The sequence below is a fragment of the Caballeronia sp. DA-9 genome (assembly GCF_051615025.1).
GTDB classification, from domain to species: domain Bacteria; phylum Pseudomonadota; class Gammaproteobacteria; order Burkholderiales; family Burkholderiaceae; genus Caballeronia; species Caballeronia sordidicola.
Genome location: NZ_CP195133.1, coordinates 1087467 through 1103929 on the forward strand (window position 1 = coordinate 1087467; position 16463 = coordinate 1103929).

Below are 16463 nucleotides of genomic sequence, written 5' to 3' on the forward strand. Positions count from 1 at the left end.
AAATACGTCGCGTTTTCGGCGGCGTTGGTTTGAGGCTGCAGTTGGCCGCGAATCAGCGCTCGCCGCCGCGGAAGCAAGATACTGACGCGCAATTCCGTACTGTTCACGCATTCGCCGGCTGACCGGCCCGGCCACGGCTCAACATGCCGCGGGCGGGACGGAGCGCCGGACCTACGTCCAGACATGTCAACGAAAAAACCCAGCGCCGCCGAAGGCGGCAAGAACAGCGGATACAGCGAAGCATCGATCAAGGTGCTGAAGGGGCTCGAGCCGGTCAAGCAACGGCCCGGCATGTACACCCGCACCGAAAATCCGCTGCACATCATTCAGGAAGTCATCGACAACGCCTCGGACGAGGCGCTCGGCGGCTATGGCAAGCAGATCACGGTGACGCTGCATGCGGACCATTCGGTGTCCGTCGAAGACGATGGACGTGGCATCCCATTCGGCATGCATCCCGAGGAAGGCGTGCCGGTCGTCGAAATCGTGTTCACGCGCCTGCATGCGGGCGGCAAGTTCGACAAGGCCGCCGGCGGCGCGTACACCTTCTCGGGCGGGCTGCATGGCGTGGGGGTGTCGGTGACGAACGCGCTGTCCACACGGCTGGACGTGACAGTCTGGCGTGACGGCAAGGTAGCCGACCTCGGTTTCGCGAATGGCGACGTAGTCAAACCGCTCGAAACCCGGACCATGAATCGCGGCGAGAAGAAGTCGGGCACGCGCGTCACCGCCTGGGCCAATCCGAAATACTTCGATTCTCCAAACTTGCCCGTAGGCGAGTTGCAGCGCCTGTTGCGCTCGAAGGCCGTGCTGCTGCCGGGCGTGGAAGTGGTGCTCATCAACGAGAAAACCGGCGAGCGCCAGAGCTGGAAATACGAAGACGGACTAAGGGGCTATCTGCTCGAAGGCATGGGCGGCAGCGACCTTCTGATCCCGTTGTTCGAAGGCGAGCGTTTTGCGGGCAATGCCAAATCGAGCGAAGAAACCTTTGCCGAAGGCGAGGGCGCAAGCTGGGTTGTCGCGTGGAGCGAGGAAGGTCCGTTGCTGCGCGAGTCGTACGTCAACCTGATTCCCACGCCGGCGGGCGGCACGCACGAATCCGGCTTGCGCGACGGTCTGTTCCAGGCGGTCAAGAGCTTTGTCGAGTTGCACAACCTGCAGCCGAAAGGCGTCAAGCTGCTCGCGGAAGACGTGTTCGCGCGGGTGTCGTTCGTGTTGTCGGCGAAGGTGCTCGACCCGCAGTTTCAAGGCCAGATCAAGGAACGTCTCAATAGCCGCGACGCTGTGAAACTCGTGTCCTCGTTTTCGCGGCCCGCGCTCGAATTGTGGCTGAACCAGCATGTCGAGTACGGCAAGAAGCTCGCGGAACTCGTCATTCGTCAGGCTCAGGCGCGCACGCGTGCGGGACAAAAGGTCGAGAAGCGCAAGAGTTCCGGCGTGGCGGTGTTGCCCGGCAAGCTTACCGACTGCGAATCCACGGACGTCTCGCGCAACGAACTCTTCCTCGTGGAAGGCGATTCTGCGGGCGGCTCCGCCAAGATGGGCCGCGATAAAGAATTTCAGGCCATTCTTCCCTTGCGCGGCAAGGTGCTGAACACGTGGGAAACCGAGCGCGACAGGCTCTTCGCCAACAACGAGGTGCATGACATCGCGGTGGCGATCGGTGTCGACCCGCATAGTCCGGATAGTCTCGACAGCAAGGCCGATCTTTCGAACCTGCGCTACGGCAAGATCTGCATTCTGTCGGACGCGGACGTGGACGGCTCGCACATCCAGGTTCTCCTGCTCACACTGTTCTTCAAGCATTTCCCGCAATTGATCGAGCAGGGCAATGTGTGCATCGCGCGGCCGCCGCTGTTTCGTGTCGACGCCCCGGCTCGCGGCAAGAAACCGGCGCAGAAACTCTATGCCCTCGACGAAGGCGAACTCGAAGCCATCCTGGACAAGCTGCGAAAGGACGGCGTGCGCGAAACCCAATGGTCGATCAGCCGGTTCAAGGGCCTGGGCGAAATGAGCGCGGAGCAGCTTTGGGACACGACCATGAATCCCGACACGCGCCGCCTGCTGCCGGTCCAGCTTGGCGAGCTTGGTTTCGACGATACGGTCACGCGCATGACCATGCTGATGGGCAAGGGCGAAGCGGCGTCGCGGCGTAGCTGGCTGGAGGAGAAGGGCAACGAAGTCGAAGCCGATATCTGACGGCTTCTGCCTGCACCTGAAACGCGTCAACGCATAAAACTGGAAATTCGATGGACGATCTCTTCGCGGAACAAGAAGCCGCGCCCGATGGCGAAAAACTGACGCTTGGCGACTACGCCGAGCGCGCGTATCTGGATTACGCGGTGAGCGTGGTCAAAGGCCGTGCGCTACCCGACGTCAGCGACGGCCAGAAGCCCGTGCAACGCCGCATCCTGTTCGCCATGAACGAGATGGGCCTGGCAAACACGGCCAAGCCGGTAAAGTCGGCGCGCGTGGTGGGCGACGTGCTGGGTAAGTATCATCCGCACGGCGACCAGTCGGCCTACGACGCACTGGTGCGTCTCGCGCAGGCTTTCTCCATGCGTTATCCGCTGATCGACGGTCAGGGCAACTTCGGTTCCCGCGATGGCGACGGCGCGGCCGCCATGCGGTACACGGAGGCGCGCCTTACGCCTATCGCCAAGTTGCTGCTCGATGAAATCGATATGGGCACGGTCGATTTCATGCCGAACTACGACGGCTCGTTCCAGGAGCCGAAGCTCTTGCCGGCGCGTCTGCCGTTTGCGCTGCTGAACGGTGCATCGGGCATTGCGGTGGGTCTTGCCACCGAAATCCCTTCGCATAACTTGCGTGAAGTCGCCGCCGCATCGGTCGCGATGATCCGCAATCCAAAGATCGAGCACGCCGAGCTCATGAACATGATCCCGGGGCCCGATTTTCCCGGCGGCGGCCAGATCATCTCCAGTCCTGCGGAAATCGCCGCGGCTTATGAAACAGGCCGCGGCAGTCTGAAGGTGCGGGCGCGCTGGAAGATCGAGGACATGGCGCGCGGTCAGTGGCAACTCGTGATCACCGAGTTGCCGCCGAGCACGTCAGGGCAGAAGGTGCTCGAGGAAATCGAGGAACTGACGAACCCGAAGATCAAGCTCGGCAAGAAGGCGTTGAGCCCCGATCAGTTGCAGACGAAGCAGACCATGCTCGCGCTGCTCGACACGGTTCGCGACGAATCCGGCCGCGACGCGCCCGTGCGGCTTGTGTTCGAACCGAAGTCGAGCCGTATCGACCAGACCGAGTTCGTGCATTCGCTGCTCGCGCATACGAGCCTGGAATCGAATTCATCGATCAACCTGGTCATGATCAGCGCGGACGGACGGCCGCGTCAGAAGGGTCTTCGCGAAATCCTGCACGAGTGGATCGGCTTTCGCTTCACCACGGTCACGCGCCGCACGCAGCATCGCCTGGGCAAGGTGAACGACCGCATCCATATTCTCGAAGGGCGGATGATCGTCTTCCTGAATATTGATGAAGTGATCCGCGTGATTCGTGAAGCCGACGATCCCAAGGAAGCGCTGATGCAGCGTTTCAAGCTCAGCGAGCGCCAGGCCGACGACATTCTTGAAATCCGTTTGCGGCAACTCGCGCGGCTGGAAGCCATCAAGATCGAGCAGGAACTGAAGGACCTGCGCAGCGAGAAAGAGAAGCTCGAAGAGTTGCTGAACAGCGACGCCGCCATGAAGCGCCTCCTGATCAAGGAAATCGAAGCCGATGCCAAGACGTATGGCGACGAGCGCCGCACGCTGATCCAGGCGGAAAAACGCGCGACGTTCGAGGCGCGTGTAGTCGACGATCCGGTGACGGTGGTTGTATCGCAGAAGGGCTGGGTGCGTGCGCTGAAGGGACACGGCCTCGACCCCGCGAGTTTCCAGTTCAAGGCGGGCGATGGCATCTACGCCGCGTTCCAGGCGCGCACGCCCGACCTCTTGATTGCGTGGGGCAGCAATGGCCGTGTCTATTCCGTGCCTGTCGCCACGTTGCCGGGCGGTCGCGGCGATGGCGTGCCGGTCACGTCGCTGATCGAACTCGAGTCGGGAACCCATCTGCTGCATTACTACGCGGCGGCGGTGGATCAACCGTTGTTGCTGGCATCGAGTAACGGTTTTGGCTTCCTGGCCAAACTCGGCGATATGGTCAGCCGCGTGAAGGCGGGCAAGTCGTTCATGACGATCGACGAGGGCGCGCTTCCGTTGATTCCCATGCCGGTGCTGCCGGGCGCCACGCACGTTGCGTGCTTGACGAGCAACGGGCGGCTGCTGGTGTTCGGCACAGATGAAATGAAGACGCTCTCTGGCGGCGGCCGTGGCGTGATCCTCGTGGCGCTCGAGCCGAAGGAAACGTTGCGGCAGGCGCTGACCATCGACAAGCGCGGTCTCGTGCTGACGGGCGCCGGGCGCGGCGGCAAGGTGCGCGACGAGAAGCTCACGGGCGCCGCGCTGGACGCCTATGTTGGCAAGCGGGCGCGCAAGGGCCGTGCGCCGGATGTGACCATTAAGGTGACCGAACTAAGACCTGTGTTCGAAAGCTGAAAACACGTGTTTATCCAACATGCCCCGGGCAGCAGTGTCCGGGGCATTTCTTTATCTTGAAAAATACTTGAACTGGTTTCGTTTGAGTGAGTCGAACGCCCGAATGTGCATTCAGTGCACTTATTTATCTGCAACCGGAAACGAGAAGGAACATCGATGAGCAAGGCGATTGAAGTGGCGCTGTTCCTTCATCTGTTGGGAATCGCAGTCTGGATTGGCGGAATGATATTCGCGCATTTTTGCCTGCGTCCGGCAATCGCGGATTTATCGCCGCAATTACGCTTGCCTCTTTGGGAATCCGTATTCGCCAGGTTCTTCAATTGGGTGGCGGCTTCCGTGCTCGTGATCCTGCTGACTGGCGGCTTCCTGCTGTCTCAGTTTGGCGGCGGACATGCGCCGTGGCCGTTGCATGCAATGGCCGGTATCGGCATTGTGATGATGCTAATTTTCGGGCATATTCGTTTCGGCGTATTTCCGAAGATCCGCCGCGCAGTCCAGTCGCAGAACTGGCCCGATGGCGCGCGCTCGGTCGGCACGATCCGGCGTCTGGTGCTGATCAATATTGTGCTCGGCGTAGTGACTATCGGCACGGCGGTTTTATCGCGCGGAATATAGGCTGCTACTCCTCCAAGAACGATAGATCGCAGTATTTCACTCTCTGTTCGCAGGTCTCATTGCCCGTTTCCAACACGTTCTCGACGGTCTAAAGTGCTGAGTCGAATCGTCTTGGAAACGGGCAATGAGCGCTTCGAAAAGATCAAAGAGACAAGCCGCTGGCTGGGTATCGAGGGAAAGAAAAGAGCATTGCTGGATCGGTCTTCTGGCAACCATGATTGCTCTCGCCAACTGCATGCCGGATTTGGCGAATGCCACCGACCTGCCGAGTTCCCAGACCGGTTACGTGCTGAGCCCGGCTGATAATCCGTTCACCGTCGCGCCGAACACGCTTATCGATGCAACCGCGCACGTTGCGATTTACGGCGAACCGAATGACGCAATCACGTGGACGCTCACTAATAACGGCGTTGTGATCAGCCCTTATTTTGCCGTTGAATTCGACAGTCCCGCGGCAATCCTGAATAACGGATCGATGCGCAGTAATACGACCACCGGAGTCGCCTTGTACAACGGCGGCGATGTTGTGAATTCTGCGGGCGCTTTTATCGTGGGTCATCGGGATGCCATCTACGCCAACGGTTCAGCCAGCATCGTCACGAACGCGGGCACGATCGGCGGCTCCGCCGAGGACGTGACGACCGTTCAGTCGGGCGTTCATTTGCCGGCCGGAGGCACAGTCGTGAATCTCGCCACGGGAACGATAGTGGGATACGGTCCCGGCATTCTGTCCAATGCGGCAACGCGGGTTCTGAACGACGGCGTGATCATTTCGCTGAGTGGCACGGCAATCGATTTGAGTGCTGGCTCAGGCGGAAGCTTCGTTTCGAATAGCGGCGGCATCACAGGCTCGGGCGGCACGGCGATTCTCTTCGGACCTGGCGACGATACGCTGCTGCTGACGGGCACGTCGAGCATCGTGGGCGTCATCGATGCGGGCACGGGTTCCAATACGCTGATTCTCGGCGGGACGAAAGACGGCAGCTTCGATATATCGAGGCTGGGTTCATCGGCGCAATATCGCGGCTTCGACACGCTGCGCAAAGACGATTCGGGCGCGTGGACGCTCGCCGGCGCGAACAGCGGCACGCAAAACTGGCTCATTGGCGGCGGTGGTATTTCGGTGGCCGGTCAGTTGAGCGGAAGCGTCCTTGCACAGCCCGGAGTGACGGGAGTCGATATCGAAGTCCTGCCCGGCGGGTCGGTTCATGCGAGTTCGGGTAACGCTGTATTGGTAAATGACGCGAGCCGGGTGGTCAATCGCGGCTCGATTGCCAGCAGTGCCGACGGCGTGGCCGCGGTGCTTGCGACTGGCAGCGCGACGAGCGTGGAGAACGCGGGTTTTATCGCGTCGCAAGGGGCGAACGGGATTGGTGTTGCAATCGATGCACCCACGGGCAGCGCGAGCCTCACGAACGAGCTGGGCGCATCGATCACGAGCGCTGCAGGTAACGCGGTTCAGGCCGGCTCGAACGTTTCGATAATCAATGCAGGGATGATCGCGGGGAGTAGCGTCAACGGAACCGGTGTTGCGATCAGTGCCGCCGCGGGTTCGGCAAGTCTCACGAACAAACTGGGCGGATCGATCAGCGGTGCGAATGGCATTTCGGTGTCGACGGGGTCAAACGTGTCGATCAGCAATGCGGGCGCCATCGCGGCGAGCGGCGCTACGGGAACCGGTGTCGCAATCGACGCACCGGCGGGTTTCGTCGGCCTGATCAACCAGCGGGGTGCATCGATCAAAGGCGGCAACGGCGTTTCGGCGAGATCGGGCTCCAATGTTTCCATAGAGAACGCGGGTGTCATCGCGGCGCAAGGCATGAACGGAACAGCGGTATCGATCGACGCGCCCAACGGTGTTGCAAGCCTCACGAACGAGCAGGGGGCATCGATCAATAGCGCGGCGGGCGTTGCCGTTCTCGGCGGCTCGAATGTCTCCATAGTCAACGTGGGAACGATCAGCGGACAGGCCGCCGCGCTGCGTTTCACGGGTTCGAACAATCGCCTGACGCTCGCTAGCGGCAGCGATGTATCCGGTGATATAGACGGCGGAATGGGTTCATCGAATGCATTGATGCTGCAAGGCGCGGGCACGTTGTCCAGCCGGACCTCGGGCTTTTCCACGCTGGCTGTGCAGGACGCCGACTGGACCGTGTCGGGACCGGTTTCGATTGCGTCCGACAGCACGATTCGAAACAGCACGCTGACATTGACGGGCAGCCTGTCGAGTCCGGCAATCACCGTCGCGTCCGACGCCACGCTCAACGGCACCGGCACGCTAAAAGGCGCGCTCGCGATGCAAGGCGTTATCGCGCCCGGCGTGCCGAGCACCTTGGCAACAACCGGTCCTCAGCCTTTGGCGACCGGCACGTTGTCCGTCGCCGGTTCATACATGCAGGCATCCGGAAGCCGTTACGAAGCCGATATCACGCCGCAAGGAAACGACCTGATCGCCGTGGATGGAACGGCAACGCTGCAGGGTGGCCTCGTTCTAGTGCGTCTGCGCGCTGCATCTTTCTCGCCAACCGACACGTACACGATCCTGAGCACGACCGCCGGTCTCACCGGCGTTTTCTCCGGCATGACGACCGTCAATCCTTTTGTCTCGGCGTCGCTCACCTACGATGCCAACAACGCGTATCTCCACGTCCAGCGCGGTTTCCAGTTCGCGGGCGGCACGCCGAACCAGATCGCGGTCGAGGCGGCGCTCGATCATGGCGTCGCGCAGATCGGGGCCGGCGTCTCTCCGACCCGCGATTTTCTGGGCGTTGCAGGCGATCTGTTGAGCCTTGAGGGTTCATCGGCGTATGCGGCGCTCGACCAGTTGAGTGCGGAAGCCTACGCTGCAATCCCGAACGCACACTTCGAAGCGGCGCGCCTCGGCATGAATGCAATCGATAACAGGCTCGGCGCCGCGCGCGTCGCGGGAGAATGCGCCGCCGACGAAGCCGGGGCATCGCCGGTCAACGCTGAACGCGTGTGCTCGTGGATCAGCGTTCTGGGCAGCACAGGCAGGCTCGGAGGCTACGATACGTGGCTCGGCCAGCAAACAAGCGTGGGCGGCGTGATTTCGGGCATCGATTACCGGATCGCGCAGAAGGTGACGATCGGCGCGGCGCTTGCGGCCATGCATGGCAATACCTCGACCAGCACGTTGCCGGTTCACGGCCAGTTCGATACTTACCAGGCCGCGTTTTATGGCAGTTACGCACCGGGACTGTACTGGCTGCAGGCGCTGGCCGGCTATGCGCGAAACAGCGACGACATGAAGCGCTCGGTCTTCTTCACCGATACACCCCGCACGGCGCTGGGCAGTGTCGATGGAAACCAGTATTTCGCCACGCTCAGCAACGGGGTCGATGTATCGATGGGAAAGATCGGCGTGGTGTCGCCGTTCGTATCGCTTGAAATGCAGCGCGTTCAAACCCCGGCGTTCAACGAAAGCGGCGCCGACTCGGTGAATCTGGCCGTATCCGCCAACACTGCAAACTCAATGCGCTCATTGTTGGGCGCGCGCTGGCGCAACGGCTTCGGCTTGCTCGGCCATGCATGGAGCGTGAACGGCGAACTGGCGTGGATCCATCAATACGGTGCACGGACGCAGGCGGTCAGCGCGAGTTTCGAAGGCGCAACAGACAGCGGATTTACCGTGCACGGCAGCGGACCGGCGCGCGACGCAATGCAGGCGGGCGTTGGCGTACATGTTGCGCTGGGCCAGAGAATGCATGCGGGCTTGCGCTACGACGGCGAATTTGGCGGCGGCGGACATACGCACGCTGCGAGTGTCGGATTCGATTACCGCTGGTGACGCGCCCAATACAACACCAAACCTAATCCATCGTATTCGACGGCGCATCCCCAAATGGCAGCGCGATGGCATCGGCGACAAGGCTCAGGCCGCACACGCCAAACCGGTCGAGCAACGCCTGAACGCCGTCGGCCGGCACGGCGCGGGAAAAGAGAAACCCTTGCGCTTCTATGGGCCCGAGCCGCGACAGCCACGCAATCTGCTCCTCGGTCTCGGTGCCTTCCACAACAACGGTCAGTCCCAGCGACCGCGCCAGATTGACGATTGCCGAGACCATCACGCAGACGCTGCGGTCCTGCGGGATGGCCTGGATGAACGACCGGTCGACCTTGAGTGTATCGACGGCAAAACGGTTTAGATACGACAGCGACGAATAGCCTGTACCGAAATCATCGAGCGCGATCCTCACGCCGAGCCGTTTCAGTGCGGCAATCTTCTCGGCCACAATATCCGGGAACTCCATCATCACGGTTTCGGTAATCTCGAGTTCGAGTTTGCCCGGCGCGATACCGCTTTCGCGAATGGCCGCCGCTACTGTCTCGAGCAGATCGCCGCGCCAGAATTGCACCGCCGAGATGTTCACGGCAAGCGACAGACCGTCGTAGCCTTGCCGCTGCCAGAGGGCCAATTGCCGGCAGGCGGTATGAATCACGAAATCCCCGATCGGCACGATCAAACCGGTGGATTCCGCGACTGGAATGAACTCGTTCGCGGGGATCAGGCCGTGCTGCGGATGGTTCCATCGGGCGAGCGCTTCAAAGCCGGTGATGCACCGGCGCGACAGGTCGATCTTCGGCTGGTACGCAAGGAACAACTGGTCTTGCGCCAGCGCGACCCGCAACTGCTGCTCCCATTTCATCAGATGGTCCGCGCGATGCGACAACTGCGGCGAATAGAACTGGTAGCAGTTCTTGCCCGCGTCCTTCGCGCTATACATGGCGAGATCGGCCTTCTTCAGCAAGTCGATTTCGCTTTCGCTCGACACCGAATACAGCGCAATGCCAACGCTTGCATGCAACACAAAGGCGCTGCCGCGCACATCGAATGGCGTGCTGAACATGTGCGATACCGCTTCGGCCATTTCGACAGCCTGCCGCTCGACATCGACGCCCTTGACTACGACCACGAATTCGTCGCCGCCTATGCGCGAGAGCGTGCCATGGTCGCCCACCGTTTCCGCAAGCCGCGACGCGGTCATTTGCAGGACGATGTCGCCCGCATTGTGACCGAGCGTGTCGTTGACGGTCTTGAAGTTGTCGAGGTCGATAAAGAGCAGCGCGAGATGGCCCACATTCTCGGGTCTCACCACGTCGTGTCTGAGCGTCTGCAAGGTGGAGTAGCGGTTGCGCAACCCTGTCAGCAGATCATATTCCACCAGATGCGTCATCTCCCGCTCGCGCCCGAGGAGCTTGCCAATCAGTCCGGTCGCCACGGCGAAGAAACCGAGCATGGCAAGCGAGATGAACGTCGCCATCAGCAGATAGACGCGGCGCGTGTGGTTGTAGTCGACGAATTCCTCGGCCTGCGACAGGCCGACGAGCACGCCGAGCGGATAACCGTCGATATGCCGGTATGAAACGATGCGCGTGACATTGTCGATAGGATCGACATAAATACCCGACGCGTGATCGGAAGTCGGATAGATGCCGCTTGCCGTGAAGACGCTGTCCGCGTTGTCTCCTGAACTGCCTCCGCCCATTTTCATCATGCGGCCGTTGGCTTTCGACGTGGTCGAACCCGCGCCGGTGCTGCGCGCCAGCACAGAGCCGTTATCCGAGACCACGGCGACGACGCCTTCGCGTCCGATGGAGGCCACGTTGTAGAAATCGCTCGTGAAATAGCTGGGATTCTCTGAAACCACCACGACGCCCGCGAACGAGCCATCGGGATGGTTCAGGCGCCGTGTGATCTGCAGTGTCCATTGACGCGAGACGCGGCCAAGCACCGGCTTGCTGATATAGAGCAGATCGTCGTTCGATAACGCGTGGACCTGGAAATGCTCGCGATCCGAGAGATCGACTGGCTTTGGATTGGGCTCGGCGGTGTTGGCGATCAGGACGCCGTGTTCATCGATCAGGGACACCTGCACCAGCGTGTCGCTCTGCACCACGCCTTTTTCCACCGTGCTCGCGAGGTTGAACTGGCCCGGCGTCTTCTCGAATTCATATTTGACGAAACGCGTGATCTGGTCGACCTGGTGAATGGCCTTGATCGTGTGCTGTTCGAGCGCCGAAGAAAGAATGGCGGCGGACGCCATGGACGCATGGGTCGCCGCCTCGCGTTCCACGGAAAGGCGCGCGAAGATGACCGTCCAGAGCAGCACGAGCACGAGCGTCCCCAGCGCGGGAATGGCGAACAATGCACGACGCCTGCGCGGAAAATCCGCGTGTTTCATGTCGCGTGGCGCTTTCGGCCGTGATCGATTCATGGGTTCGGTCAGTTCATGGACCCGGTGACGCGCTGACGGGTGGGGCGTTCGAAAACGGGCCAATGATCGAGGCAAGAGTTCCACGCCTGTGTTCAATGCCAATCCGGCTGTGTTTTTGATGACGCGATCGAATCAGCGACTTGATCGCATCTGGACGTGCTTTTCGAAATCGTTCGCTGACTTGCGCGCAATTGCGTCAAATACGTCTTGCATTTCTTACAGTCATTTATTGAATACGCGTACTTAAATTTCACGGCCATTTCAGATTCTCTTACGGCCGGTACGTCAGATATTACCAATGACAGCCGGCTTAGATATTACTGAAGGCGATCCATTTAAGGAAGCGTGAAGGCGGGGAGGCGTATCGAGGTATACGCGGATAGGCCGAAATGCCCGTCCAGGGCGGTTCGGCGAACCGAAATGATGGATCGCTGACGCAATTTATCGATATAAAAAGCGTCCCGATGCGACGTCCCGACACCGGGCGGCATCGGGATAAATCTTTCGCAAACGATAAACGGCTGCTCAGGCGACTTCGGCGATCAATTCAATCTCGACGCACGCGCCAAGCGGAATTTGCGCCACGCCGAAAGCGGAACGCGCGTGCTTGCCGCGCTCGCCGAAGACATCGGCGATCAGCTCAGATGCGCCGTTCGTCACCAGATGCTGTTCCGTGAATTCGAGCGTGGAGTTGACGAGGCTCATTACCTTCACGATCCGCGTGACCTTGTTCAGGTCGCCCACGTGCGCGTGGAGCGTGGCAATCAGGTCGACGGCAATCGAGCGCGCGGCGGCGCGGCCTTCCTCGGTTGTGAGCGAGTCGCCAAGCTTGCCTGCCCACACCTTGCCGTCCTTCTTTGCAATGTGACCGGACAGATAAACTGTGTTACCGCTTTGCGCGCTCATTACGTAGGCGGCGGCCGGAGCGCCGGCGCTTGGCAGTTCAATGCCGAGTTCCTTCAGCTTGTCGTACACGTTCAGTTGAGCCATGCGGGATTCCCTTGAAAATGAGTGAGATGAAATCAAATCTGCGCGCGGATCAGCGCGCCGAGCTTGGCCACGCCTTCGTCGATCCTGGCCGGCGGCACCGTCACGAACGACAGACGCAGCGTGTTGTGCTCGGCTTCGTTCGCGAAGAACGGACCGCCGGGAACGAACGCGACGTGCTGCGCAATGGATTGCTCGAGCAGTTTCATTGTATCGATGTGTTGCGGCAGCTTCACCCACACGAACATTCCGCCTTCCGGCCGGTTCCACTCCACGCCCGCCGGCATGTGCTCCTGAAGCGCCGCCAGCATGGCCGCGCATTGATCGCGATATAGCGCGCGGATCTTGGGGATATGCGTTTCGAGAAACCCGTCCTTCACGACTTCATGCACGATGCGCTGCGTGAGGCTCGGCGTATGCAGGTCGGTTGCCTGCTTGGCCTGGACGAGCTTGAAGTGCAACTCCTCGGGCGCGATGATGTAGCCCACGCGCATACCCGGCGACAACACTTTCGAAAACGATCCGAGATGCACGATGTGATCCGGCGCCATGGAAAGCATGGTCGGCAGCGGCGTGCCCGCGTAATCGAGCGCGCCGTACGGATCGTCTTCTATCACCGGGAACCCGGCGCGTTGCGCGAAGGCAGCGAGCGCCGTGCGGCGTGCAAGGGACAGACGGCGTCCCGTCGGATTCTGGAAATTTGGCTGCGCGTACAAGAGGCGCGCACCCGCGGTCAGCGTTGAATCGAGCGCTTCGGGGATCAGGCCGTGTTCGTCTGTAGGAACCTGAACATAGTTCGGCTCGTACATTGAAAACGATTGCAGCGCGCCGAGATAGGTAGGCGTTTCGACCAGCACGCGGCTCGCCGGATCGATCAGGACCTTGCCGAGCAGATCCAGCGCCTGCTGCGATCCGGTGGTGATCAGCACTTGCGACGACCGGATCGACGCGCCATTCACCGAATAACGTTGCGCGACCCATTCGCGCAGCGGCAGATAACCTTCGGTGGCGCTGTATTGCAGCGCGGCGGCGGGACTGTCGCGCAGGATACGGTCGCACGCCACGTGCATTTCTTCCACTGGAAACGTAGCCGGCGACGGCAAGCCGCCCGCAAAGGAAATGACTTCGGGCCGCTCGGTGACCTTCAGGATTTCGCGAATCGCCGAACTGGTGAGCTTTCTTGCGCGTTCGGAAAGTTGCCACGGCTGGGCTTGAAGGTCGGCTTGATTCATTGGGTCCTCGGTCGGTCTCGTTGTGATACGGGTCTGTTGGTCATGGGGCGGTGGACTCTTATTATCGCGCCGCCGCGGGTTGCAGCCACACACTCCCGGTTGTAACGCCGGGTTGCTGAACCTCGCTAATGCTCGGGTTGCTGTTCGTCTTGCTGCTCCGGTTCGCCCGGTGTGGAATCGTTCGCTGTTTCCACGGCGTCGGCGGACTCCGTCACGTCCCCGCTCTGCTTGCTTCTTGCACGCCTGCGGGCAGGTCTGGCTGCGGCCAGTTCGGCTTGCCTCGTTGCCTGCAAAGCGGCTTCGCGTGCTTCAGCCGACTCGCCCATCGTGACGATGGAACCATCCGGCAACTCGAATTCCACGACCAGGACGGGCATGCCTTGCGTCACTTCGATGTTTATCAAGTGCGATGCGCCAAGCCACGCCAGCTGTTCCAAAAGCACATGCGCGCGCGGATGAAACCCGGTAATCGATTTCACCGCGATGCCCGTTTCCGGCAGCGATTCGCTCGGATGCCGCTGCGTGTCCCACTGGATCAGCGAGGGCAGGAGTCCATCGCCGGAACCTTGCCATGCGGGAAACGCGCCGTCATCGGGAACGGTCAGGCTCCAGCTATTCGCGCCACGCGACATGCTCACGGCAGGCGCAATGCGCTCCGGGTATTGCGCCTGCCAGCGCGTCAGCAGTTTCGGCCGTTGGACGCGCGCGACCCAGTGCACGAGTTGCGGCCCCGCTTCGAGCCGCTCGATAAACGCGGAATTGTCCAGCGCGAACAGACGCGGGCGCGGCGAATCGGCCGCGGCTGCACTGGGATCGACTGCAATGACTTCCAGGTAAGCGCCACCCCAGAGGTTCAACAGGCGATTGTGCGTGCGCATCAGCGGGTGGGCGCCGCCTTCGTTCATTTCCACGCCCAGCTTCCCGGCGACAAAGCGCGCGCCTTCTTCCAGCGTGCGGGCAGCGATTACCAGATGGTCGAGTTGCAGGGGAGGAGCGGTCATGGTGCACGGACTACGTCAATATGAACTAAATGAAATTGCGCGGAAAAAACGCGGCCAAGCTCGTCAGCATACCTGTTTCGTCTCTAAAGGCGGTCGCGTTAGCCATCAGGCCAAGTTATGAGCAGATTCGTGGCGCGTGCGCATTTCATAGGCGCGATCTTAAAATGTATCGGTTCAGACCGTAACAGTAACGGTACAATCCATCCGATACTTCTCGGTACAGTCACCGCACGCATTCATTCCATGGAGCCCGACATGTCCGTCCCGCTCGACCAGATTCCCGCGCCGCACGGCGCGCCGCAGCTTACGCTTGTCGACCAGTTGGTCCAGTGGGGCCGGCGCCGTATCGACGAACGCGTGTTTCGCCCGGGCATGCGCATGCCGTCGATCCGCAAGCTCGCCGTGGATAAAGGCGTGTCGCGCTTTACCGTTGTCGAGGCGTACGAACGGCTCGTGGCGCATGGCTATCTCGATTCGAGGCGCGGTTCGGGTTTTTTCGTGCGCGACCGGAGCGGCTCGAACGACGCCCACGTGCACCCGCCATCGGCCAGCGAACCGCAACCGGTCGCGAGCACCATCGACGTGGTCTGGCTGCTGCGCAACATGCTGCATACGTCGAGTCCGGCGAAGGGGCCGGGCATTGGGTATCTGCCTTCGAGCTGGCTCAACGGTGAACTGCTCACCGGCGCGCTGCGTTCCATGAGCCGGCAAAGCGGTGCGCAAATGCTCGGTTTCGGCACGCCGCAGGGGTTTTTGCCGCTGCGCCAGCAACTGCAGACGCGCCTGGAAGAACTGGAGATTGGTGCATCCACGCAGCAGATCGTGATGGTGTCGGGCGTGACGCAAGCCATCGACCTGATTGCGCGCGTGTTCGTGAAACCGGGAGACACGGTGATCGTGGGCGACCCCGCCTGGTTCCAGATGTTCGGCCGCTTCGTCGCGCAGGGCGCGCGGCTCGTCGGCATGCCTTATACGCCCGATGGCCCCGATCTCGACGCCCTGGAAAACCTCGTGCAGACATGGCGTCCGAAGATGCTCGTGATCAATTCGGTGCTGCAAAATCCTACGGGAACGTCGCTCACGGCGGCCCAGGCGTTTCGTATCCTCCAGCTTGCGCAGACCTACGATTTCATCGTCGTGGAAGACGATATCTACGGCGACCTTTGCCCGACGAACTTCGCGGCCACGCGACTCGCAAGCCTCGACCAGCTCAAGCGCGTGATCTTCCTCAACAGCTTTTCGAAGACGCTCGCGCCAAATCTGCGTGTGGGGTACATAGCGTGCGCGCCGGAGGTGGCGAACGCCATCGCGGACCAGAAGATGCTCGTGGGCATGACGAGCCCCGAACTCAACGAGCGCGTGTTGTACAAGGTCTTGACCGACGGCCACTATCGCCGGCATGTCGAACGGCTGCGCGTGAAGCTCGACGGCGTGCGCGAGAAGACCGTACGCATGTTCGAAAAGGTCGGCTACAAGCCGTATCTGGTGCCGGCGGCCGGCATGTTCTTATGGGCCGATACCGGCGTGGATTCGGAAGGTCTCGCGGCCTTCGGGCACGAGGCCGGATTTCTGCTGACGCCGGGGAGCCTCTTTTCCCCGCATCAGCTACCGAGCACGTGGATGCGCTTTAACATTGCAAATTGCGGCGATCCGGGGCTGCCGGCAATTCTCACGGCGTATGCCGACCGCATGGGCTAGAACTGTTCGGGCCGCGGTAGCGCTTTCAAACGCGCCCCTTGAAATTTCCGTCCGCGACCTCATGTGTCGCAGAATTCGCGCGGTGTCTGTTTACACCGCTGCCGCTTGAAAACCCGTCAACACTAGACAAAA

At 61.1% G+C, this 16463-nt stretch carries 8 protein-coding genes and 1 pseudogene; 5 read left to right on the forward strand and 4 right to left on the reverse strand.

The features are described from left to right. The first annotated feature begins 183 nt into the window (after positions 1-183). The 4 genes from ACRWA7_RS21140 to ACRWA7_RS21155 all read left to right on the forward strand — a co-directional run bounded on the left by ACRWA7_RS21140 (position 184) and on the right by ACRWA7_RS21155 (position 8985). Positions 184-2199, forward strand: coding sequence for a DNA topoisomerase IV subunit B (locus ACRWA7_RS21140; protein ID WP_438395879.1), 2016 nt, complete (start codon positions 184-186; stop codon positions 2197-2199). A gap of 50 nt (positions 2200-2249) precedes the next feature. Then, positions 2250-4562, forward strand: a complete 2313-nt coding sequence (gene parC / locus ACRWA7_RS21145) for a DNA topoisomerase IV subunit A (protein ID WP_438395881.1) — start codon at positions 2250-2252, stop codon at positions 4560-4562. A gap of 156 nt (positions 4563-4718) precedes the next feature. Then, the gene (locus ACRWA7_RS21150) at positions 4719-5177 is read left to right on the forward strand and encodes a CopD family protein (protein WP_060817026.1); all 459 of its coding nucleotides are present in this window, start codon (positions 4719-4721) and stop codon (positions 5175-5177) included. Between the two features lie 124 nt (positions 5178-5301). Next, positions 5302-8985 (forward strand): autotransporter domain-containing protein, encoded by a 3684-nt coding sequence (locus ACRWA7_RS21155; protein ID WP_438395883.1) that lies wholly within the window; start codon positions 5302-5304, stop codon positions 8983-8985. A gap of 22 nt (positions 8986-9007) precedes the next feature. On the opposite strand, the gene ACRWA7_RS21160 is transcribed toward ACRWA7_RS21155, so the two are convergent. From ACRWA7_RS21160 to ACRWA7_RS21175, 4 genes and pseudogenes are all read right to left on the reverse strand, one after another. Continuing rightward, a complete protein-coding gene (locus ACRWA7_RS21160) occupies positions 9008-11413 on the reverse strand; it encodes a bifunctional diguanylate cyclase/phosphodiesterase (protein WP_060817024.1) in 2406 nt (801 codons plus the stop codon). A gap of 525 nt (positions 11414-11938) precedes the next feature. Continuing rightward, positions 11939-12403 (reverse strand): RidA family protein, encoded by a 465-nt coding sequence (locus tag ACRWA7_RS21165; protein WP_438395884.1) that lies wholly within the window; start codon positions 12401-12403, stop codon positions 11939-11941. A gap of 32 nt (positions 12404-12435) precedes the next feature. Further along, positions 12436-13632: a PLP-dependent aminotransferase family protein gene (locus ACRWA7_RS21170; protein ID WP_438395885.1), complete on the reverse strand. Its 1197-nt coding sequence runs from the start codon at positions 13630-13632 to the stop codon at positions 12436-12438. Positions 13633-13970: 338 nt separating this feature from the next. Continuing rightward, a pseudogene (locus ACRWA7_RS21175) lies at positions 13971-14633 on the reverse strand (VOC family protein); the annotation flags it as partial. 255 nt (positions 14634-14888) lie between these two features. Here ACRWA7_RS21175 and ACRWA7_RS21180 point away from each other — a divergent pair. Continuing rightward, the gene (locus tag ACRWA7_RS21180; protein WP_438395886.1) at positions 14889-16331 is read left to right on the forward strand and encodes a PLP-dependent aminotransferase family protein; all 1443 of its coding nucleotides are present in this window, start codon (positions 14889-14891) and stop codon (positions 16329-16331) included. Positions 16332-16463 lie beyond the last annotated feature (132 nt).